Raw genomic sequence first — 24,640 nt, 5'->3', positions numbered from 1 at the left:
ATTCGCAGCCCCTTCCGCGTGCCCGGTTAACGTCTGCGAAACAAATGGGTCATGCTTGGGAAATGCCCGCTTCCTAGGGTCGGCACCACAGGGCGCCACCGCACTGGCCGCGCTGCCGAGCAACCCCGTGCCGCACGGCCCGGGCGAGGAGGAGTTGGATGTTCCAGAACGCCGACGAGGCCAACAAGTTCCTGCGGGACGAGGACGTGAAGTTCGTCGACGTCCGCTTCTGCGACCTGCCGGGCGTGATGCAGCACTTCACCGTGCCGGTCGAGGCCTTCGACCCGACCGAGGACCTGGCCTTCGACGGCTCCTCGATCCGCGGCTTCCAGGCCATCCACGAGTCCGACATGGCTCTGCGCGCCGACCTGTCGACCGCCCGGGTGGACCCGTTCCGCAGGGACAAGACGGTCAACATCAACTTCTTCATCCACGACCCGATCACCGGCGAGCAGTACAGCCGCGACCCGCGGAACGTGGCGAAGAAGGCGGAGGCCTACCTCGCCTCCACCGGCATCGCCGACACCGCGTACTTCGGCCCCGAGGCCGAGTTCTACGTCTTCGACAGCGTGCGGTTCGACACCAAGTCCAACGAGTCGTTCTACGCCATCGACTCCGAGGCGGGTGCCTGGAACACCGGCGCGCTGGAGGACAACCGCGGTTACAAGGTCCGCTACAAGGGCGGCTACTTCCCGGCCCCGCCGGTCGACCACTTCGCCGACCTGCGCGCGGAGATCTCCCTGGAGCTGGACAAGGCCGGCCTGAAGGTCGAGCGCCAGCACCACGAGGTCGGCACCGCGGGCCAGGCGGAGATCAACTACAAGTTCAACACGCTGCTGGCCGCCGCCGACGACCTGATGCTCTTCAAGTACATCGTGAAGAACGTCGCCTGGCGCAACGGCAAGACCGCCACCTTCATGCCCAAGCCGATCTTCGGCGACAACGGCTCCGGCATGCACTGCCACCAGTCGCTGTGGCAGGGCGGCTCCCCGCTCTTCTACGACGAGCAGGGCTACGCGGGCCTGTCGGACACCGCCCGCTACTACATCGGCGGCATCCTCAAGCACGCCCCGTCGCTGCTGGCGTTCACCAACCCGACGGTGAACTCCTACCACCGCCTGGTCCCCGGCTTCGAGGCCCCGGTCAACCTGGTCTACTCGCAGCGCAACCGCTCGGCCGCGATCCGCATCCCGATCACCGGCGCCAACCCGAAGGCCAAGCGCATCGAGTTCCGCGCCCCGGACCCGTCCTCCAACCCGTACCTGGCCTTCTCGGCCCTGCTGCTGGCGGGCCTGGACGGCATCAAGAACAAGATCGAGCCCGCCGAGCCGGTCGACAAGGACCTCTACGAGCTGGCCCCCGAGGAGCACGCGGGCGTCCCGCAGGTCCCGACCTCCCTCCCCGCGGTCCTCGACGCCCTCGAGGCGGACCACGAGTACCTGCTCCAGGGCGGCGTCTTCACCCAGGACCTGATCGAGACCTGGGTCGACTACAAGCGCGTCAACGAGATCGCCCCGATGCAGCTGCGCCCCCACCCGCACGAGTTCGAGCTGTACTTCGACATCTAAAGAGCGTTGCGGGACGGAGCGGACATCCGCTCTCCCCCCGCCCTCATGAGCCGTGGGCCGTGCTCCTCCTACAGGGAGGCCACGGCCCACGGCCGTCTCAGCACTTGAGCGTGAAGGTGAAGTCGCCGGAGAGCCTTCCGGTCAGCCGTACCGCCGAGACGAGTCCGCCCTCGGTGATCAGCCTCTCGGCCTCGGCCCGTGAAAGACCGCAGCCTTCCGCCACGAGCCGTACCGGCCGGACGGGTATCCGCGCCGCGAAGCGGACCGTTACGTCGAGCACCTCGCGGTCCAGGTGATCCGTTCCCCCGGTGTCCAGACGCCAGGCGCCGTCCCAGTCGAGGGCGGCGCGGTTGCGGCGCAGCACGACCGGGTCTTGCAGCAATTTGCCAGGCCGAGGTCGTTGGCATGCAGCCGCTCCAGCAGTTCCGGTCGTACGCAGCGCACCCGCTCCAGGACCGTGAGTTTCACCGTTTCCCCGCACAGCCGGTGCAGAGCACGAGCAGCCACGCGTCGAGGAGCTTGTGGTGGGCGTTGACGCGGAACTTTCCGCTTGCCCGGAAGCGCTCGGACGCGCACGTGTGGCAACGGCGCGAGAGGAGCGGGAGGCAGGTGGACATGGCCACCCAGGTGTTGAGCACAGAAGTACACCGATTTCAGTGAGAAGTCCGCAACAGGAAGCAGCGCGGCGCACAGGAGCGACACGCGACGAATCAGCTCTCGCGTCTCATACGGTGTACAACGGCATGCCTGCGACTGGACGACGCGGCTCGGCGGCGGCAGGGTACGGGCGCACGACGGCGCCGCGCCAATGGTTTTCGCCGAGGGCGGCAGCGCTCACAGGCTCAGTCGGCCCATGCGTACAGTTCCTCTGCAAGAGAGGAAGGCCGGACCATGAAGGTGATGAGCTACTCCGAGTCCCGTGCACGGTACGCCGAGCTGCTCGCCTCAGTCAGTGACGACCGCGAAGAGGTCGTCATCACCAGGGACGGGCACGATCCCGTCGTCTTCGTCTCGCTGGCCGACTCCGAGTCCCTCAAGGAGACGGCCTACCTCCTGCGGAGTCCCGCGAACACACGCCGACTGCTCGCGTCCATCGAGGAGTTGGAGGACGGTGGCACCGTGCGGAAGCTGACGACCGAGGAACGCCGGACCGGCGACGACTCGGTCAGGCGTCCTGAAGAATCGGCAGCAACGCGTCCAGGACCGGGATGAGTTGGCGCTGGGCGGCGGCTGGGAGCGGGCTCGCCAGGGTCGCCCCGCGCGCCGCGACCGTTTCGCGGAAGGCGGCTTCCAGCTGGTGCTGCGGGCCGCGGCTCCCCGCCGGGCTTCGGCTCCCTCGTCCGCCTCAGACCTCCCGCCCCTCCATGTCGTAACCCACCCCGTACCGCGCGATCACCCGCGTCGTCCCGGTCGGCGGGTGCAGGCGGGTGGGGGCCGTGGTGTGGATGGGGAACAGCACGCGCGGGCGGGTGCGTTCCAGCAGGACGTGCAGGTCGTCCTGGGTGGCGTGGCCCGAGGAGCCGATCTGCCGCAACGGGACCGACAGCGCCGCGAGCCAGTCGGTGAACGGCGCCCAGCGCGGCTCGAAGGGGCCCAGCGGTTCGCCGTTGGCGTGCACGAAGACGCTGTCCGGGTGGCCGGGGCCGACCGGCAGGTCGAGCAGCGCGGGCAGGTCGTCCGGGTCGGGCACGACCACGTGACCGCCGGGGTCGCCCCGCGGCAGCCCCTCGGCCACGTCCGGCACCCCCAACTCCCGCAGGAACGCGGCGACTCGGGCGGGCCACAGCACCGTGCGCCCCGCGTCCTTCGCCAGCGCCAGGAACTCGCGGACCCGTTCGACGTCGCGCGGGTAGAGCGACAGCAGGACCAGCCCGGGCGTTACGGCCAGGGCCGTGGCGAAGTCGCGTGCCACGTCGTCCTCGGTCCGTACCGCCCCGGACATGTCCCAGCCCAGCGTGGTCCCCTCGGTCACCAGCACGTCGCACGCCGCGGCGCGGTCGGCGAACGCCCAGGAACGCTCCGGGTGCCGCCCGTGGAAGCGGATGTCGCCGGTGAACGCGAGCGTGCCGCCGCTGGTGTGCACCAGATAGCCGGACGCGCCGGGCACGTCGTGGTCGACGGGCACGCACTCCACCCGCATCGGCCCCACGGCGACCTGCTCCCCCGACGCCAGCCGCCGCCACTCGGGGTCGCCGCCGGGCAGCCCCTGGCCTGATGCGTCCAGCGCGCGCAGCACGTCCACGGCGTCGGTGTGCGCGTACACCGGGACCTCGGGCCGCACCCAGCCCGCGAGGCCGACGTGGTCGATGTGCGGGTGGCTGACGAAGACGGAGGTGGGTTCGGCGGGCGCGGCCAGCGGGTCGCCCTCCGCCAGCACGGCGGGGTCGAACAGCCCCGGCACGCGCGGCGCCGCCCCCACCCGCAGCCGGTCTGCCAACTCCCGTGCCGGGCGCGGCCGCACGGGCAGCCGGAACAGGTCGGCGCCGGACGGGATGTCCATGCCGATGTCGAGCATCACCCGGTGGCCGCCGTCGCGGATGGTGATCTTGCTTCCGCCGATGACGCCGAGTCCGCCCCAGAACTCGATCAGGACCATGGGGTCAGCTCCTTCGTGGTGTTCCGCGGCGCGGTGTCCTGCGGCGCCGTGCCCTGCGGCGCCGTGCCCTGCGGCAGCGTGTCCTGCTGCCGCGCGGACGTGGCGTCCAGGCCCGCCCAGGCGCGCAGTGCGGGCAGCAGGCCCTCGATGTCGGGCGCGATCGCGGTGGCCGGGCCGTCCGCGCGGCCGAAGCGGTCGATGTAGCCGGTGGGGACGCCGAGTTCGACGGCGGGCTCGATGTCGTTGGTCCAGTGGTCGCCGACGGCGAAGAGCGCCCCGGCCTCCCGGGTGGGGTGGTTCGCGCCGACCGCGCCGGACGCGGGGCCGCCGTCGACGCCGGGACCCAGCTCGGCCCGCAGCAGCCTGCGCAGGCCCTCCGGTTTGGCGGTGGAGGAGACGACCATGCTCAGCAACGGGCGCAGTTCGAGCCGGTCGAGCAGCGTGTCCAGGCCCGCGGCCGGGCTGTTGGTCGCCAGCACCACCCGCACCCCCGCACCGCGCAGCTCGGTCAGCAGGTCGCGGTAGCCGCTGGGCACTTCCAGCTCGCACGCGTCCGTCGCCATGTGGGCTCGGGTGGCGTCGAACGCGTCGTTCAGCGTGTCCGGCGTCAACGCGTTGACGTGCAGCCCGAGTTGGGCGACGACGTCCCAGCCGTCGATGGCGCGGCGCAGTACGTCCGCCTCGGCGGGGTTCGACGAGCGCAGCGCGGCGGTCGGCGCACCCAGCTCCAGGTAGCGGTCGACCGCGTCGAGCATGGCGGCGCGGGAGGTCGGCGGCAGGGCGCGGGCGGCGTGGGACGCGTAGCAGCGGATCGGCGCGTCGCCGCGGTAGAGGGTGCCGTCGAAGTCGGTCACCAGGACGCGTGACGCGGGTTCTGGGCGGGGTTCAGCCACGGACGCCTCCGGCGGTGGACATGGCGCCGGTGATGAACTGGCGCTGCAGGACGAGGAAGAAGGCCAGCACCGGCACCGTGGTGAAGACCACGGCCGCCGACAGACCGGTGTAGTCGGTGCCGTCGGTCCCGGCGAACGCCGCGAGGCCGACCTCCACCGGCTGCACACCGGGACTGCTGGTCATCAGGAACGGCCACAGGAAGGAGTTCCAGGTGGCGAGGAAGACGTTGATGAGGATGATCACGACCGCCGGGCGGACCAGCGGCACCCCGATCGACCAGAACATCCGCAGTCGCGAGGCGCCGTCCAGCTCGGCGGCGTCGAAGATCTCCTCGGGCAGCCCGGCGAAGAACTGCCGGACCAGGAAGATCCCGAAGACGCTCGCGCCCCACGGGACGATCTGGATCCAGTAGGTGTCCAGCCAGTGGATGTCCTTGGCGATCAGGTAGTCGGGGATGATCAGTACCGTACCGGGGATCATCAGCACCGCCATGACCAGTCCGAACAGCACGTTCCTGCCCCGGAACCGCATCAGCCCGAAGGCGAAGCCGGCCAGCAGCGAGGTGGCGAGCGCCAGCGCCGCGGTGGCGCTCGCGATCAGCAGCGTGTTGAGGAACAGCCGCACCCACGGCGCCGCGTCCCAGGCCCTGCGGTAGTTGTCGAAGTGCCAGTGCGGGAGCAGGATCGCGGCGAGCGAGCCGTTGTCGCCGGCCCGGTTCAGCGAGGCGACGGCCACGTAGTAGAACGGCAGCAGGAAGACCAGCGAGACGACCACCACGAGCGCGTTCCGCAGGACCCGACGGCCTCGGCGGTCACCGGGGCGCACGGGCAGGCGAGAGGCGCGGGTGGCGGCGCGGACGACGCGGGCCGCGTTCGGGCCGGGGCGCCCGGCGGCGCGCGCGGTGGACGCGGCGCCGCCGGACCGGCCGTCGGCCGGGGCCGTCATCCCGCCGCCTTCGCGGCCTGCGCGGTGCGCTGCGCGTCGGCCAGCGCGCTCGCCGGGTCGGCGCCCTTGTCCACCACGTCCTGGACGGCGACGGCCAGCGCGCCCTCCGACTTCTCGATCCAGCCGTACGGCGGCTCGGACTTGGCGTACTGCAGCGCGCCCACCGCGCCGGTCACCCACGGGTTCCTGGCCACGTACGCGGACATGTCCGGCAGGGCCTTCGCGGTGACGGGCAGGTAGCCGGTGCCCGCGGCCCACGTCGCCTGCTGGGCGGGCTCGGTGAGGTACTGCATGTACTTCCACGCCGCGTCCTGCTGCGCCTTGGACGCGCTCGCGAACATCGTCAGGTCGGTGCCGGTGAGGATGTTGGCCTTGCCAGCGGGGCCGGCCGGCAGGTCCTGGGTGCCGAGGGTGAACTTGCCGCCGACCGCCTGCCCCTCGTAGTAGTAGCCCGCGCTGGTGGACACGTCGAACGCGCCCTTCTTCGCCGCGAGCGCGGTCTCACCCGGGTAGTTGGTGCCCAGCGCCAGCGCGCCGGACTTCTTCAGGCCCGCGAGGTAGCCGAGCGCCTTGACCATGGTCGGGGCGGTGAACTGCGGCGAGCCGTCCTTGGCGAACGGCGCGCCGCCGTACGCGTAGTCGAGCGTCTCCAGCCACGTGGTGCCGGCGCCGGGTCCTGCCGCGGTGCCCGGGTCGACGGATATCGCGGTGACGCCCCCGCCGGAGACCTTCCGCGCGGCGGTGGCGAACTCGTCCCACGTCGCCGGGTACGACACCCCCTTGGCCTTCAGCAGCGCCGGGTTGTCGAACATCACCTCGACGCTCTTGTTGAACGGCCACAGCCACAGCTTGCCGTCCGGCAGGTACAGCTCGTTCTTCACGCCCGCGTAGAAGCCGGACAGCTGGGCCGGGGTGGAGGTACCCGCGAAGGAGCTGACCGGCAGGATGACCTGGCTCTTGGCGAACGTGGCGGCCCAGTCGGGGTAGACCTGCCCGATGGTCGGCGCGTTCCCGGCGGAGACGGCGGCGGTCTCCTTCGCGTAGAGCGTCGCGTAGTCCGGCTCGACCTCCAGCTTCACCCTGATCTTGGGGTTGGCCTTCTCGAAGGCACTGGTGAGCTGCTCCAGGGTGGTCTTCTGGGTACTCGCGGCCATCGTCTCCATGAACGTGATGGTCGTCGTCCCGTCGGCGGAGGTGCCGCCCTGGCCGGAGGAACCGCAGCCGGCCACGGTGAACGTGGCGGCCAGCGCGGTCCCCGCGGCGAGCAACGTGGTGGTGGTACGGCGACGACGTGAGGCGTGGGAGCGCATGGGTGGGCCTTTCTCACGGGGGCGTACGGAGGGACGGGCGTACGGCGCGAAGGGTGGGCGCCGTACGGGCATCGAGGGTGCGCGGGCGGCAGGGGGGCGGCACGGGGGGCCGCCCGCGCGGTCAGGCCGCCGCGGCGATGCGGCTGGTGGTACGGCGTTGCAGCAGCGTGAACCCGGCGATCAGCACGAACAGCACCAGCGCCAGCGCGGCGCCGTACCCGGTGTCGAAGAAGACGAACGCCTCCTGGTAGACGAGGTAACTCAAGGTGGTCGTGGCGTACACCGGGCCGCCCTGGCTCATCTCGTAGAACTGGGTGAACGCCTGCAACGACGTGATGCTCGTGATGATCACCACGAACGCGGTGACCGGGCGCAGTTGGGGCCAGGTGACGTGCCAGAACTCCTGCCACCCGCCGGCGCCGTCGACGCGGGCCGCCTCGCCGAGTTCGGGCGAGATGACGGCGAGGCCGCCGAGGAACAGCACGACGGTGAAGCCGACTTCGTGCCACAGGCTGTAGACGATCACCGAGGGCATCGCCCAGGACGCCGACTGGAGCCACAGCGGCTGGGGCAGGTGTACGGCCTTGAGCACGGCGTCCGCCAGGCCGAACTGCGGGTTGAAGATCCAGACCCAGGCGAGCGAGGTGGCCACCACGGGGGTCGCGTAGGGTGCGAAGATCGCCACCCGGGAGGCGCTCATCAGCCGCCCGCCGCGTTGCAGCAGCAGTGCGAGCGCCAGCGACAGGGCGGTGCCGCCGACGACCGTGCCGGCGGTGAAGTAGAGCGAGTGCCAGGCGCCGGTCAGGAAGCTCGGCGTGCTGTGGCCCAGCAGGCTGCGGTAGTTGGCCAGGCCGATGTAGCGGGACATCGCCGCGTTGAGCGTGTTCCAGTGGAAGAAGCTGATGTAGAAGGTGTACGCGGTGGGGCCGACCGTGAAGACGGCGAAGACCGCGAGCGCCGGGGCGGTGTAGAGCCACCCCATCGGACTCTCCCGCACGCGGCGCACGCGACCCACGCGGCGTACGCGCTTGCCGCGGGCCCGGGGGGTCGCGGGGTGGGCGCCCGCGGGGTGCGGGCGGTCGTTGCTGCCGGAGCGCGGGCGGTCGGGGTGGGCGGGGTCGTCGGCGGGGGTAGCGGGGTGCGCGGCGGCGGGGCCGGCGTCGATGGAAGCGGGACGCCTCGCGGCGTCGAGGCTGGCGGGGTCCTCGGCGGAGGCAGGGCGGTGCGCGGCGGCGGAGCTGGCGGAGTCGTCGGCCGAAGTGGGACGCCCCGCGGCGTCGGGGCCGACGGGGTCCTCGGCGGAGGCAGGGCGGTGCGCGGCGGCGGAGCTGGCGGAGTCGTCGGCCGAAGTGGGACGCCCCGCGGCGTCGGGGCCGAAGGGGTCCTCGGCGGGGCCTGCGGCTTCGGCGTGTCCGGCGCGGGGGGCCGGGTCCTTGCCAGGGGCGTCGGCCTGGTCGGCCGCCCCGCCTTCGCCGGAAGCCGCCTCCTGGCGGGCCTGCGCCGAAGTCTTCTCCGGAAGTCCGGCCGCGTGGCCGGTATCCGTCCGTTCCGGGGGCGTTGGCGCTCCGGCTCCGGTCGTCGTCGCTTCCTGTGACATGCCTGGACACTCCACACGCTGGGCTGCGCTCGCGGACGACCGCGCCTCGTGGCGGTCGCGAGTAGCTAAACGCGCGTAGATATCAGCGAGGCAACCATCCAGCTAACATTCCATGACGCGCTGGAAATTCGGTGGACTCGTATGAAATCCTGAAAGGCTGCCCAACTCCCGCCCTTCTGCTGGCTGTCGGGCCGGCCGGCGGCCCGGCCGCGCGGCGCAGGGTCCACGACCAGCCCCACGCCCGCGCGAATCCGGCCTTGCGAACCCCCGTACGAGCAGGCGGACTTGGCCCCGTACGACGGCGAACGCCTAGGCCCGCTCCCGCAGGTCCACGATGCGGCGGATCTTGCCGACCGAGCGTTCCAGGGACTCCGGGTCCTCCACTGCGACGTCCACGCTCACCCCGACGCCGTCCTTGACGGCCCTGGCTATCTCGCGTGCCGCGTCCGCGCGCCGGTCCGCGGCGCAGCCGGGCCGCGCCTCGACCCGTACGGTCAGGTGGTCCAGCCGGCCGTGGCGGGTCAGCCGGAGCTGGAAGTGCGGGGCGATTCCGGGGGTGCGCAGCACGATCTCCTCGATCTGGCTGGGGAAGACGTTGACACCGCGCAGGATGATCATGTCGTCGCTGCGCCCGGTGACCTTCTCCATCCGGCGGAACGCGGGCCGCGCCGTGCCGGGCAGCAGCCGCGTCAGGTCACGAGTGCGGTAGCGGATGACCGGCATCGCCTCCTTGGTGAGCGTGGTGAGCACCAGCTCGCCGGAGTCGCCGTCCGCCAGCACCTGGTCCGTCACCGGATCGACCACCTCGGGCAGGAAGTGGTCCTCCCAGATGTGCAGGCCGTCCTTGGTCTCCACGCACTCCTGGGCGACACCCGGGCCCATCACCTCGGACAGCCCGTAGATGTCGACCGCGTGCAGGCCGACGCGGTCCTCCAGTTCGCGCCGCATCCGCTCGGTCCACGGTTCTGCGCCGAAGATGCCGACCCGCAGCGAGCTGTCGCGCGGGTCCACGCCCTGGCGCTCGAACTCGTCCAGCAGGGTGAGCATGTAGGAGGGCGTGGCCATGATGATCTCGGGCTCGAAGTCCCGGATGAGCTGCACCTGGCGCGCGGTCATGCCGCCGGAGGCCGGGATGACCGTGCAGCCCGCGCGCTCCGCGCCGTAGTGCGCGCCGAGGCCGCCGGTGAACAGGCCGTACCCGTAGGCGACGTGGACCTTGTGGCCGGGGCGCCCGCCCGCCGCGCGGATGCTGCGGGCCACCAGGTCGGCCCAGCGCGACAGGTCGCCGTCGGTGTAGCCGACGACGGTGGGGCGGCCGGTGGTGCCGGACGACGCGTGGATGCGGCGGACGTCGGCCATCGGCACGGCGAAGGTCCCGAACGGGTAGTGGTCGCGCAGGTCCGCCTTGGTGGTGAACGGGAAGCGGGCCAGGTCCTCAGTCGTCCGCAGGTCGTCGGGGGTGACGCCGGCGTCGTCGAACTTGCGCCGGTACATCTCCACGTTGTCGTACGCGTGGCGCAACGTGGCCCGCAGGCGCGCCAGTTGGAGGGCGCGCAGCTCGTCGCGAGTGAGGCGTTCACCCTCGTCGAGCAGCGCGGCGGGGAGGGGGTCGCCGAGCGGCCGGGGAGCGGACGCGTCCTCGGGGGCCGTGGTCGCCGGTCCGGTGCTGGTCATCGTTGTTCGCCACCTCTGATCGCACGGCTGCGGCCGCGGAACTCGGCGATCACCTCGTCGCCGCGCGTCACGCTCACGTCGTAGATGCCGCTGCGGCCGAACCGGGTGCGCTCCCGGGCGGTGGCCAGCAGCTCGTCGCCCAGTTTCGCGGGGGCGACGAAGTCGATGTCCGCCGCGGCGGCCACGGTGACCGGCCCGTGGCTGTTGCAGGCGCAGGCGAAGGCGGTGTCCGCGAAGAGGAAGAGGTAGCCACCGTGGGCGATGCCGTGCCCGTTCACCATGGCGGGGCCGACGGTCATGCGCAGCGTGGCCGCGCCGTCCCCCGCGGTCAGCAGTTCGATCCCCAGTCCGCGCGACGCCTCGTCGGCGTCGAACATCGCCCTGGCGGGCCCGGCTTCGGGCTCCACGGCTCGCGTCATGCGTCTCACCACCCTCGCGCAGCGTGCACGGCACACCGACCGACCATTCGGTCTGCCTTTCGCGAGATCAAGTAATCCAGCCCCGCGAGCGGCTGTCAAGACCTGTGGACAACGCGAGTGAGCCGCCCCCGAACCCGGGGCGGCTCACTTGCCACGGGCCCCGGCCCCGTCGAACCGCGCCCCGCACGCCCCCGCCCCGCGCGCCCCCAACCCGCGCCCCTCCCCCGTCGGAACGAGCACTCACGCCCTCGTGCGTCGGCACGCGCCCCCGGCCGAGGGGCCGGCGGCCCCGCGCGGGAAACGTCGGTCCTGCACAGCCCCCGCCGCCGTGAGCGCGCACCACCGGCGCACGGCCGCCCCGGACGTGCGCCGCCCGCGCACCCTGGCTGCATGTGCGCGGGCGGGCGGTTCGGGGCGGTCAGGTGCCGGTCGTGCGGCTGTTGCGCATCACCGTCACCGCGGCGGCCATGCCCAGCAGGCAGACGACCGCGCCGATCACCACGTTGTTCCAGATGATCCCCTTGTCGGGGAACCTGGTGACCGTCCACGGCGAGATGACCAGCCAGACCCCCATCGCGGCGGTCGCCCAGCTCAGCCCCCGCATGCGATCGGGCGCCATGCTCAGGCCGACGCCGATCAGGGCCACCGCGAGGCCGATGACGAGGTTGTTGATCATGAGGTCGGGACGGGTGCTGGAGAAGTGGACCGTCCACGCCGATATGGCGCAGTACAGACCGGCCAGGACCACCAGCCCGTCGACGGCCACCTCGCCCCGGCTGCTGACCACGCGGGCGTACCGTGCCCGCATCTCGGACACGTCGGGATGGCTCGTGATGTCGCCTGCATGGTGCGAGACGTCGCCGGCCATACGACTCATCTCCTTCACATACACACTTCGTTGACCGCGTCGCGGGGACGCGGGGCCGCACCACCCATTGTGCGCTTATCCGGGCATTACGGGAATAGATGTATCCTCCCCTTTTTGCCCGGCGCACGCCGGAGCGTGCGGGCCCAATTGGCGCGCCGAAGGGGAAAGAGGGCGCCACCACCCGCGACGTGGGGCGGGATCGGCCGTAACGTCCTGGTGTGGGAGGCAGCCAGCGCCGCGCACGGCCGAAGCCGAAGAGGGGCTCTCGATGATCGTCGAGTACATCCGCTACCGCATACCGGACCACGAGCGCCGCATCGCCTTCGAGAAGGCCTGCGACGCGGCGGCCGAACAGCTCGACCTGGCACCGCAGTGCCTCGGCTACGAGCTGACGCGCGGCGTCGAGGAACCGGACCGCTACACGTTGCGCGTCGGGTGGGCGTCGGTGGAGGACCACGAACAGGGCTTCAGGGGCGGCCCGTACTTCCGCGCGTACCTGGCGGAACTGCGACCGTACCTCGGCGACATCGAGGACGTGGGACAGTACGAGCCCACCTCCGTACTGTCCCGCAGACGTTTCTGAGACGTCGGCCGGCTCGCGATCGCCGTTTCCGGCGTCCGGAACGTGAGCGGTCAGCGCAGAACCGTCCGCAGGCTGCGCAGTTCACCGACCCGCAAGGCGCGCGCCACCAGCAGGAAGAGCACGCCCATCACGCAGGCGCCGACGGCCAACCGGCCGACGGCGCCGCCGGACAGGACCCGAGCCGCAGCCCACCCCGCGAGCGCCGCGCAGCACGCCGCGACGGTCACCTTGCCGTAGGCGCGGCCCTTGCGGCCCTCACTCCGCCCAGAGCCTCAACTGACGTCCGCCTCTGGGGAACAGGCGGGGGGCGGCTCGGGGTTCGTTCTCGGCGGCGTAGCCCAGGTCGTAGGCGGCGAAGGGGACGGCAGCAGCGGCGGCCACCCTGGCCACCGCCTGCCAGTCGTCCAGGACGCGGCTCACCGAGCCCAGACGGCGGCCGTCGGCGTCGAGGAACAGGACCTCCGTGTCGCGCCGTTGCCAGTGGTAGGGCGTCGGGGCGCGGGTGGCGACCGCGTCGTGCTGCTCGTCGTACCAGACGATCTCGGCGACCGGCCGGGTCAGCGGCTCGCCCGGCAGCACGCTGTCGCGGGAGGCGACGGGCAGGCGGACCGGGTCGCGGCCCTTCTGGTGGAGCGTCAACGCCGCCCCGTCCCAGCGCAGTTCGACGCTCCGGGAGGAGGAGCCGCGACTCAGCCGCACCGAGACCGGGACGCGGCTCGGGCCTCGGCGGCCGACGTCCTCACCGAGCGGTTCCGGCCGGCCCACCGCGCCCCGGTCGGGGTCGAACGACATCGGCCACTGGTAGCGGCCGGGGGACGCCAGGGCCTCGGCGGCGCGGGCGCGGCGCACCGCGTGCCGCAGCGGCGCCGGCCACAGCCGCCACACCAGCGGGTCCAGCAGCCCGGGCAGCGGCGACAGGCACAGCAGCCACACGCCGGTGCTCGCGGCACCGGAGGCGTAACGCCCGTACTGCTCCCAGACGGTGAGCGGGACGCCGGAGTACGCCTTCCAGGTGCAGTACGCGTTCGCCGGCAGCGCGAGGCAGGCGCCGAGCAGCATCAGCGCCGACAGCCGCCAGCACACCCTGCGGTGCCTGCGCCGGAGGCGCAGTACGTCGGGCAGGCCGCGTTCCGGCGCCCGCCACAGCGGCAGGGTGAGCGCCAGCCACCAGACGGGCAGCGCCGCCGCGAGCCAGAGGTTGGCGACGTCGGCGTCGAGGCTGTCGTCGGTGCCCGGGGCGAAGACCGCCGCTCCGGCCACCACGAGCACGATCCTGGGCAGCGCGCGCAGCAGGCGCCGCCGGTGCCGTCGCGACGCCATGACGGCCGCGGCCGTCCCGTGCTTCGAACCCGGCATCCGCCAACTCCCCCGTGGTACCGCACCGGACGCGGTCGCGCCCGGGACGCCGGTGAGTATGGCAGCGGGACCCGTGGACCCGACTCAGGGGGGCGAGTCCTCGAGTGCTTCCGCGCGCCCCCGGGTGCCGTCCGGCGCGGGGTGACCATCGCATGAACAACTCGTTTGACGCGGTGTGGACACGCAAGCGACCCCTGCCCCCGCAGCCGACGTGACCTCGCTTCCGCGGGTGGAGGTGGACGACGCCGAGGCGGCGCTCGTCGAGCACTATCCGCGGCTGGTGCGGATCGCGTACCTGACGCTGCCCGCGCGGCTCGGTCGGCACCGTCGTGTCCTGCTGGCGCACCGCGTCGCGCAGCGTTCCCTGCCCCGCGGGGGGCGCGTGCCGGAGACGGTGGAGGCGGGCGCCGACCCGGCGTACGCGGTGGTCCGGCTGGCGACGCTGCGCGGCGCGCTGGCCCGCGCGGGGCGGGTCGACGGCTGGCGCCGGTGGGTCCGCTCGGCGGGCAGCGCCGCGCCGGTGCCGCCGCAGGTGCTCGGGCTGCGGCTGTTCCCCAGGGCGGGCGGCGCGGAGGAGCTGGCGCTCGATCGCGCGCTGGCCCGGCTGGACGCGCCCGCCCGTGCCGCGTTCGCCCTGCGCGGGGTGGAGGGGCTGGACGAGGAGGACACCGCGCGGCTGCTGGCGGCGGCCGGGGTGGCGGCACCCAGGAGGGCGGTGCGCGCCGCGGCGACGTCCGGGGTGAACGCCTCGCTGCTGGTCTCCGGCGAGTTCGACCCCTGCGTGCTCCAGGCCCGGCCGACCGATCTGGTGCGCAGGCGGCAGCACGTGCGGGTGGGCGCCGGGGCCGCGTTGGCGGTGGTGGTCGCGGTCGCGCTGCTCGGGGTGCCGGAGGGCGGCGGGGACGCCGGGGCCTTCGGCCCGCCCGGTGCCACGCAGGCCGCCTTGGCGCAGGCGCTGGATCCGTCCTCGCTGCTGCGCGCCGACGCGACCGCCTGGCAGCGCGCCGACCGCCTGGACTTCGCCTCCTGGCCCGCGCGCGGCGACCGCACCGGCGACCGGGCGCTGCTCGGCCGCGCGCTGTCCGCGTGGGGGCGGCCGGGCGCGTCGGTGCACGTCTCGGTGACCGCCGGCACCCCGAGCACGCCGCCCACGAGCCCGCCCCGGCTGCTGTTCGCGGGCGACGTGGACGGCGCCGCGATCGTGCTGCTCTACGACGGGGCGCGGCTGGTGCGGTACGCGGAGCCGCTGGACGGCGGCAGCGGCACGGCACTGGACTTCGCCCGGGTGGACGGCGCGCAGGGTGCCTCCGCGGCGGCGGTGGTGCTCGCCCGTTCCGACGGCAACGCCAGCTATCTGACCGCCCCCTGGGTCTCCGGGGTGTCCCTGCGCGATCTGCTGTCCCCGTCGGCCGCCCCCCAGGCGATCCACCGCGCCGCGGACGGGGTGACGGACCCGGTGCCCTCGGCGCAGGCGGCGAACGACGCCAACTGCGGTACGGCGGGCGCGAGCTGGCCCGCGATCCGGCTCACCCCGAGGGCCGGGGTGCCGGGACTCGCGCCGTTCGTCCTCACCGACCTCGGCGACCTCGCCCCTGCCCACCTCACGTACGCCTCGGGCCCCGGCGCGGTTCCGGCCGAGGCGACCGGCCCCGAGGCGCTGGCCGCCTGGGCGCACTCCGCGTGCCGTCTGGCCTCGGTGCGCGGCGAGGGCGTCCGTACGGTGAACACCTGGCGGTTCGCCGACCAGCCGCTGCCGGACGGCGCGGGCACCGCGCAGTGGCTGTGCACCCGGGCCGACGACTGGTCGGGCGACGACCACGTGCTCGTGCAGTTCCTGCCGCCGGGCTCGGCGCCGAACGCCCCCGCCGCGGTCTCGGCCGGCGCGCGGTCAACCGCCGCCTGCGGCCCGGTCGAGCCCGGCGTGCTGTCGGGCGTGCTGTGGAAGGCGCGGGACGGGCGCTGGTACCTGCTGGGCGCCGGCAGCCCCGAGGTCGCCTCGCTCACCGCGACCGGCGGCCCGCACTACACCTCGCCGACCCGTACCCTGGTCGTTCCGGCCGGGCAGACCACCCGCGCGGACCTCACCGGCCGGCTGGCGACGGGCGGCACGCTCGACGCGCTGAAGTGACGCCCGGCGCGCCGCGGTCCACGCGCCGCCCGCCGACGCGACGGGCGACGACGCCCACGGGCGGCGCCACGTCCCGGTGACGCGCGCCCGCCCTCGTACTGCCACGCCACTGACCGCCAGGACACGACAGCCGGGCGGCCACGACGGACCACGACGGACAGGACGACATGACCGGTCACCACCTCGCCCACGTCCCCTCCCCCGCCGGCCCGGCCCGCGGTGCCGCGCAGCGCGCCGACTGGTGGCGCGACGCGGTGATCTACCAGGTCTACCCGCGCAGCTTCGCCGACTCCGACGGCGACGGCATGGGCGATCTGCCCGGTGTGCGGGACCGCCTGCCGTACCTGCGGCGGCTGGGCGTGGACGCGGTGTGGCTCTCGCCGTTCTACGCCTCACCGCAGGCCGACGCGGGGTACGACGTGGCGGACTACCGCGCGGTGGACCCGATGTTCGGCACCCTCGCGGACGCGGACGAGCTGATCCGCGAGGCGCACGCGCTGGGGCTGCGGGTGATCGTGGACCTGGTGCCGAACCACTGCTCCGACCGGCACGAGTGGTTCCGGCGGGCGCTCGCCGAGGGCCCGGGGTCGCCGATGCGCGAGCGCTTCCACTTCCGGCCCGGCAAGGGCGCCCGGGGCGAACTGCCGCCCAACGACTGGGAGTCGCTCTTCGGCGGCCCGGCCTGGACCCGGGTGACCGAACCGGACGGTTCGCCGGGCGAGTGGTACCTGCACCTGTTCGCCGCCGAGCAGCCGGACTTCGACTGGGAGCACGAGGCGGTGCGCGAGGAGTTCCGCGCGATCCTGCGCTTCTGGCTCGACCTGGGGGTGGACGGCTTCCGCGTCGACGTCGCGCACGGCCTGGTGAAGGCGGCGGGCCTGCCCGACATCGGGCACAGCGAGCAGTTGAAGCTGCTGGGCACCAAGCCCTTGCCGTTCTTCGACCAGGACGGGGTGCACGAGATCTACCGCGACTGGCGGCGCATCCTCGACGGTTACGAGGGTGAGCGGATCGCGGTCGCCGAGGCCTGGACCCCGACCGTGGAGCGCAGCGCCCTGTACCTGCGCCCGGACGAGCTGCACCAGGCGTTCAACTTCGCCTATCTGACCACCGGTTGGGACGCCGTCGCGCTGCGCGAGGTGATCGACCACTCGCTCAGGGCGATGGCCGGGGTGGGGGCGCCCGCGACGTGGGTGCTGTCCAACCACGACGTCGTACGGCACACCACCCGGCTCGGCGGCGCGGACCCGGTGCTCGGCCTGCGGCGGGCGCGGGCGGCGACGCTGCTGATGCTGGCGCTGCCGGGGTCGGCGTACCTCTACCAGGGCGAGGAGCTGGGGCTGCCCGAGGTCACCGAGCTGCCGGACGAGGCACGGCAGGACCCGGCGTTCTTCCGCGGTACGGGCCAGGACGGCCTGCGGGACGGCTGCCGGGTGCCGCTGCCGTGGTCAGGTGAGCGGGCGCCGTACGGTTTCGGGCCGAGGCCGGGCGGGCCGAGCTGGCTGCCGCAGCCGGAGGGCTGGGCGAAGCTCACCGTGGCCGCGCAGACCGGCGACCCGGACTCCACCCTGGAGTTCTACCGTTCCGCGCTGGCGCAGCGCCGCGCGCACCCGGCGCTGGGCGCGGGCTCGTCGGTGACCTGGCTGGACGCCCCGCAGGGCGCGCTGGCCTTCCGCAGGGACGCGGCGGACGGCTCGTTCGTCTGCGCGGTCAACGTGACGGGGGCGCCGCTGCGGGTGCCGTCGTACGGGAAGGTGCTGCTGGCCAGTGCCTACCTGGACGAGGCGGGCGACGCCGGGGAGGGGTTCGTGCTCCCGGCGGACACCACGGTGTGGTGGTCCGTCACGCCCGAAACGTGGACCTGATTCACCCGTTCAGCGGTACCGCCCACCTTCGTGGTCACGCTCGTCTCCCGTGCGCCGCGTAGGGCGGCCGGGGGCTGCCCGGGCGCCCGCGGCCCGTCACCGCCGTGCCCCGGCCCCGCCGATTCCTACCTGGAGTCGGCCTCGAGGAGTACTCGGGATGGCGAAGACCCGACCGGGGGATGATCGGGGCGGCGGGGCCATCTGGCAGACTGTTCTCCCATGGGGGAACCGACGAAGATCCTGGAAGGCCGCTCGACCGTCCCTCCTCGTTCGTCCGGTTCCATCGAGGCCGATGGAACCGATCAGACCGAGCACGAGGACGGCCGCGCCGGGCTGGGACGCGCCCTCATGTCGTGGGTCCGCAGGCCGCGCAGACCGCGCCTGTGGTTCGAGATCCTCCTGATCGGCGTCAGCTACTGGGTCTACTCCCTGGTCCGCAACGCCGTCCCCGAGCAGGCCGCCGCCGCGATGCGCCACGCCCACCAGGTGTGGAACCTGGAGACCCACCTCGGCATCAACGTCGAGGACCGCATCAACCACGCGATGAACTCGGTGACCTGGTTGATCGTGGGGATGAACTACTACTACGCCACCTTGCACTTCATCATGACGATAGGTGTGCTGGTCTGGCTGTTCCGCAAGCATCCCGGCCGGTACGCGTCGGCCCGCCTGACCATCTTCGTCACCACCGGATTCGCCCTGGTCGGCTTCTACTTCTTCCCACTGGCCCCGCCGCGGCTGATGACCGGCGGCGACTTCATCGACACCGTCGCCGTCCACCACACGTGGGGGTCGATGGCGTCGGGCGACTTGTCCCACGTGTCCAACCAGTACGCGGCGATGCCGTCGATGCACATCGGCTGGTCGCTGTGGTGCGGCATCACCATCGCGATGCTGGCGAAGCCGCTGTGGGCGAAGGTGCTGGGCCTGTTGTACCCGGTGGCCACCCTGGTCGTGATCATCTCCACGGCCAACCACTTCTGGCTGGACGCCTGCGGCGGCATCGTCTGCCTCGCGGTCGGCTTCGGGGTCTCCTACCTGGTCTACGGCAAGCTGACCTACGGGCTGCCCCAGCGGGTGCCGCAGGACGGCCCGCCCCCGCGCAGGGAACGGGCCGGGACGGCCGCGTAGGGCGGGTCCCGCCCGGGCCTTAAGCCTCGTACTCGTAGAACAGCCGCTCCATGACCGCGCGCGCCCTGCGGGTGGTGCGGCGGTAGTCGTCCAGCATCTCGCCGACCCGGCCGGGGCCGTAGCCGAGGTGACGGGCCACCGCGGCCAGTTCGCGGCCGTCGCCGGGGAAGGTGTCGCCGGGGCGGCCGCGCACCAGCATCACCGCGTTGCGCACCCTGGTGGCCAGCACCCACGCCTCGTCCAGCGTCGCCGCGTCCTCGGCGTCGACCAGCTCGGCCTCGCGTGCGGCGGCAAGCGCCTGGCGGGTGCGGGTGGTGCGCAGGCCGGGGGTCTCGTGGCCGTGCCGCATCTGGAGCAGCTGCACCGTCCACTCGACGTCGGACAGCCCGCCGCGGCCCAGCTTGGTGTGGGTCGTCGGGTCGGCGCCGCGCGGCAGCCGTTCGGCCTCCATGCGGGCCTTCAGGCGGCGGATCTCGCGCACCGCCTCGTCGGTGAGGCCGTCCCGCGGGTAGCGCAGCGGGTCGACCAGCTGGAGGAAGCGCGCCGCCAGCTCCTCGTCGCCCGCGGCGGGCTCCGCGCGCAGCAGCGCCTGGCTCTCCCACCCCAGCGACCAGCGCCGGTAGTACGCCGCGTAGGAGGCGAGGGAACGCACCAGGGGACCGCTCTTGCCCTCGGGGCGCAGGTCGGCGTCGATGATCAGCGGCGGGTCGGCGGTCGGGATCTGCAACAGCCTGCGCAGTTCGTTGACGACCTTCAGCGCGATGCGGGAGGCGTCCGGCTCGTCGACGCCGTCGAGCGGTTCGTGGACGAAGAGCACGTCGGCGTCGGAGCCGTAGCCCAGTTCGTGCCCGCCGAAGCGGCCCATGCCGATGACCGCGATCCGGGTGGGCAGCGGTTCGCCCTCGCCGACCGCCCGCACGGCCGCCTGGAGCGCTCCGGCGATGGTGGCGGTGGTCAGGTCGGACACCGCCGTCCCGACCGCGTCCACGGCCGCCCCGGGGTCCTGGCCGGGGTGGAAGGCGCCGGTCAGGTCGGCCGCGGCGGTACGGAACAGCTCCCGGCGCCGCACCCCGCGCACCGCGGTCACCGCGCCCTGCGCGTCACCGGCGCGGCTGACGGCGGCGCGGACCTCCTGGAGCAGGGCGGTCAGGCCGCGCGGGCGCAGGCCCTCCGGGTCGCCGAGCAGAGCGACCGCCTCCGGGGCGCGCAGCAGCAGGTCGGGGGCGAGCCGTCCGGCGGACAGCACCCGGGCGAGGTTCTCCGCGGCGGCGCCCTCGTCGCGCAGCAGGCGCAGGTACCAGGGGGTGCGGCCGAGGGCGTCGGAGACCTTGCGGAAGCCCAGCAGACCCGCGTCGGGGTCGGCGGAGTCGGCGAACCAGCCGAGCATCACCGGCAGCAGCGTGCGCTGGATGGCGGCCTTGCGGCTGACGCCGGACGCCAGCGCCTCCAGGTGGCGCAGCGCGGCGGCCGGGTCCTGGTAGCCGAGGGCCTCCAGGCGCTGGCGGGCGGCGTCGGGGCTGAGCCGCGCCTCGCCGGGCTCCAGCTGGGCCACGGCGTCCAGCAGGGGGCGGTAGAACAGCTTCTCGTGCAGCCGCCTCACCTCGACCGCGTGCCGGCGCCACTCCCGGCCCAGCCGCTCGACCGGGTCCACGGCGCGGTCCCAGCCGTACAACCGGGCCAGCGAGCGGCCGAGCCGCCGCAGGTCGGCCTCGTCCTCGGGCACGAGGTGGGTGCGGCGCAGCCGGTGCAGCTGGATGCGGTGCTCCATCGAGCGCAGGAAGCGGTAGGCGGCGTCCAGCGAGGCCGCGTCGGCGCGTCCCACGTAGCCGCCCTCGGCGAGCTGCCGCAACGCGGTCAGCGTGGTGCCGCTGCGCAGCGACGGGTCGGTGCGGCCGTGCACCAGCTGGAGCAGTTGCACCGCGAACTCCACGTCGCGCAGGCCTCCGGGGCCCAGCTTCAGTTCGCGCTCCACGTGGGCGGCGGGGATGTTGTCCACGACCCGGCGGCGCATCTCCTGCACGTCCGTGACGAAGTGCTCGCGGTCGGCTGCCTGCCAGACCATCGGGGTGACCGCGTCCAGGTAGGCGGCGCCGAGTTCGTCGTCGCCGGCGACCGGGCGGGCCTTGAGCAGGGCCTGGAACTCCCAGGTCTTGGCCCAGCGCTTGTAGTACGCGAGGTGGCTGGTCAGGGTGCGTACCAGTGGCCCGTTCTTGCCCTCGGGGCGCAGGTTGGCGTCGACGTCCCAGATCCGGCCCTCGGCGGTGGTCTCCGAGCAGACCCGCATCATGCGTGCGGCCAGCCGGGTGGCGGCCTGGAGCGAGGCGGGCTCGGCCACGCCGTCGGGGGTCTCGGCCACGAAGATGACGTCCACGTCGGAGACGTAGTTCAGCTCGTGGCCGCCGGCCTTGCCCATGGCGATGACGGCGAGGCGACAGGCGGCGGCGTCGGCGGGCGCCTCCTCCATGGCGATGGCGAGCGCGGCGCGCAGGGTGGCGGTGGCCAGGTCGGCCAGCTCGCCCGCGGTCTCGGCCAGGCCGCTGGTGCCGCACACGTCGCGCGCGGCGATCGCCAGCAGGCAGCGGCGGTAGGCGGCGCGCAGCGCGTTCTGCGCGGTGGCGCCGGTGCGCCGCGTCACCGCGGCCATGCCGTCGCGCAACGCGAGTTCGAAGTCCGCGACGCCCGGGTGCAGGTCGGTGGACTCGTAGGTGACCAGGGAGTGCCAGTCGCGCGGGTGCCGGGCGAGGTGGTCGCCGAGGGCCTCCGAGGCCCCCAGCACGCCCAGCAGCCGGTCGCGCAGCGGCTTGGCGGTGATCAGGGTGTCCAGCAGGGTGTGCCGCTCGGCGTCGTCCAGCGCCTCCGCGAGCCGGACCAGGCCGAGCAGGGCGAGGTCGGGGTCCGCGGTGGCGCCGAGCGCCTCCAGCAGCACGAGGTCGTTACGCACGCCCGTCAGCTGCGGGCTCTCCAGCAGTCGTTCGGCCGCGGCCGGATCGGTGAACCCGTGCCGCAGCAGCCTGCTGAACGTACTGCTGCGCCGCCCTTCGAGCATGGGCCCGCCCTCCTCGTGGTCCCGGCCGCGGGGCGATCCCCCACGGTCGGCCTCCGCTGCCCGCCGCGCCCGTGATCGCCTGCGGCGAGCCTAACCGCGACGGGCGTGCGCCGGTATGCCGCGCGCGGCGCGAGCCGGATGGCGCGCGCCGCCCGCGGGTGATCCGTTGTCAGGGACCGGCCATGCCTCAGAGGATCGGCAGCATCTTGGTCAGCTCGAACTTGGTGACCTCCGAGCGGTACTCCTCCCACTCCTGCTTCTTGTTGCGCAGGGACTGATGAGGACACCTTGCCACCCAGGGGAATTCTACCGAGGCGAGCCGTGAACAGGGGCGGAGCTGTCGCCGTCTGTCGTTGTTGCTCGTCGTTGGCCAGCCCCGCACGGCCCACAGACGGCCCGGCTCGGGGCCTGGGAAGACATCACTGAGGCAGGAAGCCGGGCTTCTCCTGTCCAAGGGCGTGGAGCCGAGCCAGGTAATCCTGCGCCCCTGGCTCCGAGCTGTACCGGCGCCGCATCTCAGCAGCGAGTTCGCGGCTGGTCATGATGAGCGACGGAACCGACTGGCGGTCACCTTCGAGGGCGCGTTCCCCCATCGTCAGCGCTTCTTCCAAGTCGCCCTCACGGGCTGCCGTCACTCCCAAGGTGACGCGAGCTTCCGCGTTGCGCATCGGTGAGCGCTCGCGTCCATCGAAGTCAGTGCCAGCCCTGAGAACTTCTTCAGCAAGCGTGCGAGCGAGTCTGTCCTCGCCCACCAAGCGGTAGCAGTCCATCGCGTAGAAGTCGAACTTCGCGGGATCCACCACAAAGTGGTTGTCCAAGTTCTCGGGGTGCTCCATCCCTTCCAGCAGCCTCCGCCCCTTGTCGAGGGCCACCTCGACCTGCCGACGGTCACCGAGTCGGGCCCAAGCCTTGGCTTCCTGCCCAGCGAGCTGCACCGCAACACCGTGGTGCATCGCCACCTCCGCTCCGGCTCGTGCCGCCGCGATGACGCCGCGGTAGTCGCCAGTCGTCAAGGCGAACCAAGCTCGCATCTCATGAGCCCACCCGGCCACCTCCGCATGGTCCGATTCGTTCGCCAGGGAAAGCGCAGCCCGCCGTGTCGACTCGGCAGCATGGCGAGCTCCGGTGTCGTACTCGACGCAGCCGACCAGCAGGGCGAGCCAGCCGGACATGGCGAGTACCTCACGGTGCTGTGTGAGCGTGAGGCTCTTCGAGTGCAGCTCAACGACGCGGCGTAGCCACTGCCGCCCTTCGATGAGGAGCTGTTCGCTCGGCATGTAGGGGTACTCGGAGCAGAGCCGGTCAATCGTGATCCGCAAGGCATCAAGGGTCGCCCCGTCGACATCAGACCGGTTGAGGCGGCTGACGATCTCCAGGGTCTCCATGCCGCTCGCCGTCAAGATTTCCTTGTCACCGTCCCGACGCGAGGGCGCCGGGAAGAGGGCGTGCGTCACCGTGCCGAAGACGGCCGCGATGAGCGGTTGGTAGAAGTCGTTCGGTGTCTGCCCTGACTCCCAGCGCTTCCACTGGCGAATCATGCTGTCATCCGCCGGCAGCTCCGTAGGGGCGTGCGCGCGCAGTGCCCTGACTGCGTCACGTTGCGACCAGTCGCGCGCCATTCGTTCGGCAGCGATGCGCCGCGCCCATGCGGGCCTGTCATCGGTCATGCGCCCTCCTCCGAGTGCTTACACCGAGTCTCGCGCGCGAGCCAGGGGGACAGGGAAGGGGACAGGGGGGTGTCACTGGACATGTCCCCACCCCCTTTCCTTCGCCCCCGTGCTGTCACTTACTTCTCACCCTCCGTTACTCGCATGCTGGTTGCAGATCACGCACCACTCGGCGTGGAGCCGCTTTCGAGCGCTTCGAGCCGTTCCAACCTGCTGCGAAGGTCGGAGACCTGGGAGGTGAGATGTTCGAGTTGGCGCAGGACTTCGGAGGGATCGGCCCCCGCGACCGTTCCGCTGTCGGCGGGACTCTGCGGATCGCGGACGTAGCTTCCCCGGGACGTGGTCACGATGAGCCCGTCTTCACGCAGGACCGCAAGGGCTCGCTGCACGGTCATCCCGGAAATCTTGAAGCGCGTGCTCAGGTCGCGGATGGAGCCCAGCTTGCCGCCGGGCTTGAGACGCCCGCCAAGGATCTCTTGCCGCAGAATGTCGGCCGCCTGCTCGGACTCCGGCCTGGGGTCGTCTTTCGAGATTTCAGCGCTCATCACGCCATCGAGCGTACCCCTCACTAGTACGACCTAGCACGAGCTTGCACCGGCCCCTTGCGCCCTAGCTCGCACTAGTGCAAGCTGTTTCACAACAGCACGGCAAGGCCGGAAGGCCTCTCGCCGACTGTGTCCGCAAGTGCTTGACCTGCAAGAACGCAAAGGGCGGGGACGCTGCAATCCCGCTAAAGGCCAGGTGGAACAGGGCTTCGGCCCGTACTGGCGAGGTGGCCCGGCGACCGCGAGCAACGGCCGGAGAGTGGGGGCGAGGCCCCCTTTGCAGTGCTTGATCCCGATCCCGACGAACGAAGGAGACCGCGTTGCACCGACGACATCGACGGGCGCCGCCGGACGGACCGGCCGGCGGCGCCGACCCCTTCCTGAGCCTGCGGGTAGATCCAGCGCCCGGAGCCGATCGGTCCACCTCTCGACCTGCCATCGCAGCGGC

General features: G+C 72.6%; 20 protein-coding genes and 1 pseudogene. 6 read left to right on the top strand and 15 right to left on the bottom strand.

Annotated elements, in window-relative coordinates; translation table 11 throughout:
• Positions 1-158 precede the first annotated feature (158 nt).
• Positions 159-1,568, top strand: a complete 1,410-nt coding sequence (glnA, locus tag CK485_RS14365) for a type I glutamate--ammonia ligase (RefSeq protein WP_109450536.1) — start codon at positions 159-161, stop codon at positions 1,566-1,568.
• A 97-nt stretch (positions 1,569-1,665) separates the two neighbouring features.
• On the opposite strand, the pseudogene CK485_RS14360 reads toward glnA, so the two are convergent.
• Positions 1,666-2,185 (bottom strand): annotated as a pseudogene (locus tag CK485_RS14360) (DUF1062 domain-containing protein).
• Between the two features lie 274 nt (positions 2,186-2,459).
• On the opposite strand from CK485_RS14360, the gene CK485_RS14355 reads away from it, so the two are divergent.
• Positions 2,460-2,780, top strand: coding sequence for a type II toxin-antitoxin system prevent-host-death family antitoxin (locus tag CK485_RS14355; protein WP_109450534.1), 321 nt, complete (start codon positions 2,460-2,462; stop codon positions 2,778-2,780).
• 133 nt (positions 2,781-2,913) lie between these two features.
• On the opposite strand, the gene CK485_RS14350 is transcribed toward CK485_RS14355, so the two are convergent.
• The 8 genes from CK485_RS14350 to CK485_RS14315 all read right to left on the bottom strand — a co-directional run bounded on the left by CK485_RS14350 (position 2,914) and on the right by CK485_RS14315 (position 11,871).
• Positions 2,914-4,164: an MBL fold metallo-hydrolase gene (locus tag CK485_RS14350; RefSeq protein ID WP_109450532.1), complete on the bottom strand. Its 1,251-nt coding sequence runs from the start codon at positions 4,162-4,164 to the stop codon at positions 2,914-2,916.
• Entirely contained in the window at positions 4,155-5,057 is a 903-nt protein-coding gene (locus tag CK485_RS14345) for a haloacid dehalogenase-like hydrolase (protein ID WP_146214545.1), read from the bottom strand. Before CK485_RS14345 ends, CK485_RS14350 begins: the two co-directional genes overlap by 10 nt.
• A complete protein-coding gene (locus tag CK485_RS14340; protein WP_109450529.1) occupies positions 5,050-6,003 on the bottom strand; it encodes a carbohydrate ABC transporter permease in 954 nt (317 codons plus the stop codon). The genes CK485_RS14345 and CK485_RS14340 overlap by 8 nt, the downstream gene beginning before the upstream one ends.
• Positions 6,000-7,313 carry an extracellular solute-binding protein gene (locus CK485_RS14335; protein ID WP_158288215.1) on the bottom strand — a complete coding sequence of 438 codons (1,314 nt, stop codon included), beginning with the start codon at positions 7,311-7,313 and terminating at the stop codon, positions 6,000-6,002. The genes CK485_RS14340 and CK485_RS14335 overlap by 4 nt, the downstream gene beginning before the upstream one ends.
• 121 nt (positions 7,314-7,434) lie before the next feature.
• Positions 7,435-8,910, bottom strand: a complete 1,476-nt coding sequence (locus tag CK485_RS14330; protein ID WP_109450526.1) for a sugar ABC transporter permease — start codon at positions 8,908-8,910, stop codon at positions 7,435-7,437.
• Positions 8,911-9,219: 309 nt separating this feature from the next.
• Entirely contained in the window at positions 9,220-10,584 is a 1,365-nt protein-coding gene (paaK, locus tag CK485_RS14325; protein WP_109450524.1) for a phenylacetate--CoA ligase PaaK, read from the bottom strand.
• Positions 10,581-11,003, bottom strand: coding sequence for a hydroxyphenylacetyl-CoA thioesterase PaaI (paaI, locus tag CK485_RS14320; protein ID WP_109450522.1), 423 nt, complete (start codon positions 11,001-11,003; stop codon positions 10,581-10,583). Before paaI ends, paaK begins: the two co-directional genes overlap by 4 nt.
• A gap of 418 nt (positions 11,004-11,421) precedes the next feature.
• Positions 11,422-11,871 (bottom strand): SPW repeat protein, encoded by a 450-nt coding sequence (locus CK485_RS14315; protein WP_109450520.1) that lies wholly within the window; start codon positions 11,869-11,871, stop codon positions 11,422-11,424.
• Positions 11,872-12,139: 268 nt separating this feature from the next.
• Here CK485_RS14315 and CK485_RS14310 point away from each other — a divergent pair, with 268 nt between their 5' ends.
• Positions 12,140-12,454, top strand: coding sequence for an antibiotic biosynthesis monooxygenase family protein (locus CK485_RS14310; protein ID WP_109450518.1), 315 nt, complete (start codon positions 12,140-12,142; stop codon positions 12,452-12,454).
• Between the two features lie 50 nt (positions 12,455-12,504).
• On the opposite strand, the gene CK485_RS28780 is transcribed toward CK485_RS14310, so the two are convergent.
• Entirely contained in the window at positions 12,505-12,681 is a 177-nt protein-coding gene (locus CK485_RS28780; protein WP_158288214.1) for a hypothetical protein, read from the bottom strand.
• A 28-nt stretch (positions 12,682-12,709) separates the two neighbouring features.
• The gene (locus CK485_RS14305) at positions 12,710-13,810 is read right to left on the bottom strand and encodes a hypothetical protein (protein WP_109450516.1); all 1,101 of its coding nucleotides are present in this window, start codon (positions 13,808-13,810) and stop codon (positions 12,710-12,712) included.
• Between the two features lie 211 nt (positions 13,811-14,021).
• Here CK485_RS14305 and CK485_RS14300 point away from each other — a divergent pair, with 211 nt between their 5' ends.
• The 3 genes from CK485_RS14300 (at position 14,022) to CK485_RS14290 (ending at position 18,934) form a co-directional block, all read left to right on the top strand.
• Positions 14,022-15,938, top strand: coding sequence for a hypothetical protein (locus tag CK485_RS14300; RefSeq protein ID WP_241968349.1), 1,917 nt, complete (start codon positions 14,022-14,024; stop codon positions 15,936-15,938).
• Positions 15,939-16,105: 167 nt separating this feature from the next.
• Positions 16,106-17,803 (top strand): glycoside hydrolase family 13 protein, encoded by a 1,698-nt coding sequence (locus CK485_RS14295; protein ID WP_109450512.1) that lies wholly within the window; start codon positions 16,106-16,108, stop codon positions 17,801-17,803.
• 219 nt (positions 17,804-18,022) lie between these two features.
• Positions 18,023-18,934 (top strand): phosphatase PAP2 family protein, encoded by a 912-nt coding sequence (locus tag CK485_RS14290; protein ID WP_109450510.1) that lies wholly within the window; start codon positions 18,023-18,025, stop codon positions 18,932-18,934.
• Between the two features lie 19 nt (positions 18,935-18,953).
• Here the strand turns inward: CK485_RS14290 and CK485_RS14285 are convergent, their stop codons facing one another.
• The 4 genes from CK485_RS14285 to CK485_RS14270 form a co-directional block, all read right to left on the bottom strand.
• Positions 18,954-21,980 (bottom strand): bifunctional [glutamine synthetase] adenylyltransferase/[glutamine synthetase]-adenylyl-L-tyrosine phosphorylase, encoded by a 3,027-nt coding sequence (locus tag CK485_RS14285; protein WP_109450508.1) that lies wholly within the window; start codon positions 21,978-21,980, stop codon positions 18,954-18,956.
• A gap of 187 nt (positions 21,981-22,167) precedes the next feature.
• Entirely contained in the window at positions 22,168-22,275 is a 108-nt protein-coding gene (locus tag CK485_RS14280; protein WP_109450503.1) for a glutamine synthetase, read from the bottom strand.
• Between the two features lie 124 nt (positions 22,276-22,399).
• The gene (locus CK485_RS14275) at positions 22,400-23,647 is read right to left on the bottom strand and encodes a hypothetical protein (RefSeq protein ID WP_109450501.1); all 1,248 of its coding nucleotides are present in this window, start codon (positions 23,645-23,647) and stop codon (positions 22,400-22,402) included.
• A 158-nt stretch (positions 23,648-23,805) separates the two neighbouring features.
• Entirely contained in the window at positions 23,806-24,192 is a 387-nt protein-coding gene (locus tag CK485_RS14270) for a winged helix-turn-helix domain-containing protein (RefSeq protein ID WP_146214544.1), read from the bottom strand.
• Positions 24,193-24,640 lie beyond the last annotated feature (448 nt).

It is taken from the genome of Streptomyces sp. ICBB 8177 (genome assembly GCF_003144095.1).
In the GTDB taxonomy this organism is placed as follows: domain Bacteria; phylum Actinomycetota; class Actinomycetes; order Streptomycetales; family Streptomycetaceae; genus Streptantibioticus_D.
Note: the sequence above shows the minus strand (reverse complement) of the source record. Positions and strands in the feature narration are given on the sequence as shown.

What these genes read in the sequence shown, in the direction of transcription:
- glnA (WP_109450536.1), top strand. Translation starts at nt 159, where the DNA reads ATGTTCCAGAACGCCGACGAGGCCAACAAGTTCCTGCGGGACGAGGAC.
- CK485_RS14355 (WP_109450534.1), top strand. Translation starts at nt 2,460, where the DNA reads ATGAAGGTGATGAGCTACTCCGAGTCCCGTGCACGGTACGCCGAGCTG.
- CK485_RS14350 (WP_109450532.1), bottom strand. Translation starts at nt 4,164, where the DNA reads ATGGTCCTGATCGAGTTCTGGGGCGGACTCGGCGTCATCGGCGGAAGC.
- CK485_RS14340 (WP_109450529.1), bottom strand. Translation starts at nt 6,003, where the DNA reads ATGACGGCCCCGGCCGACGGCCGGTCCGGCGGCGCCGCGTCCACCGCG.
- CK485_RS14335 (WP_158288215.1), bottom strand. Translation starts at nt 7,313, where the DNA reads ATGCGCTCCCACGCCTCACGTCGTCGCCGTACCACCACCACGTTGCTC.
- CK485_RS14330 (WP_109450526.1), bottom strand. Translation starts at nt 8,910, where the DNA reads ATGTCACAGGAAGCGACGACGACCGGAGCCGGAGCGCCAACGCCCCCG.
- paaK (WP_109450524.1), bottom strand. Translation starts at nt 10,584, where the DNA reads ATGACCAGCACCGGACCGGCGACCACGGCCCCCGAGGACGCGTCCGCT.
- paaI (WP_109450522.1), bottom strand. Translation starts at nt 11,003, where the DNA reads ATGACGCGAGCCGTGGAGCCCGAAGCCGGGCCCGCCAGGGCGATGTTC.
- CK485_RS14315 (WP_109450520.1), bottom strand. Translation starts at nt 11,871, where the DNA reads ATGGCCGGCGACGTCTCGCACCATGCAGGCGACATCACGAGCCATCCC.
- CK485_RS14310 (WP_109450518.1), top strand. Translation starts at nt 12,140, where the DNA reads ATGATCGTCGAGTACATCCGCTACCGCATACCGGACCACGAGCGCCGC.
- CK485_RS14305 (WP_109450516.1), bottom strand. Translation starts at nt 13,810, where the DNA reads ATGCCGGGTTCGAAGCACGGGACGGCCGCGGCCGTCATGGCGTCGCGA.
- CK485_RS14295 (WP_109450512.1), top strand. Translation starts at nt 16,106, where the DNA reads ATGACCGGTCACCACCTCGCCCACGTCCCCTCCCCCGCCGGCCCGGCC.
- CK485_RS14290 (WP_109450510.1), top strand. Translation starts at nt 18,023, where the DNA reads ATGGGGGAACCGACGAAGATCCTGGAAGGCCGCTCGACCGTCCCTCCT.
- CK485_RS14285 (WP_109450508.1), bottom strand. Translation starts at nt 21,980, where the DNA reads ATGCTCGAAGGGCGGCGCAGCAGTACGTTCAGCAGGCTGCTGCGGCAC.
- CK485_RS14275 (WP_109450501.1), bottom strand. Translation starts at nt 23,647, where the DNA reads ATGACCGATGACAGGCCCGCATGGGCGCGGCGCATCGCTGCCGAACGA.
- CK485_RS14270 (WP_146214544.1), bottom strand. Translation starts at nt 24,192, where the DNA reads ATGAGCGCTGAAATCTCGAAAGACGACCCCAGGCCGGAGTCCGAGCAG.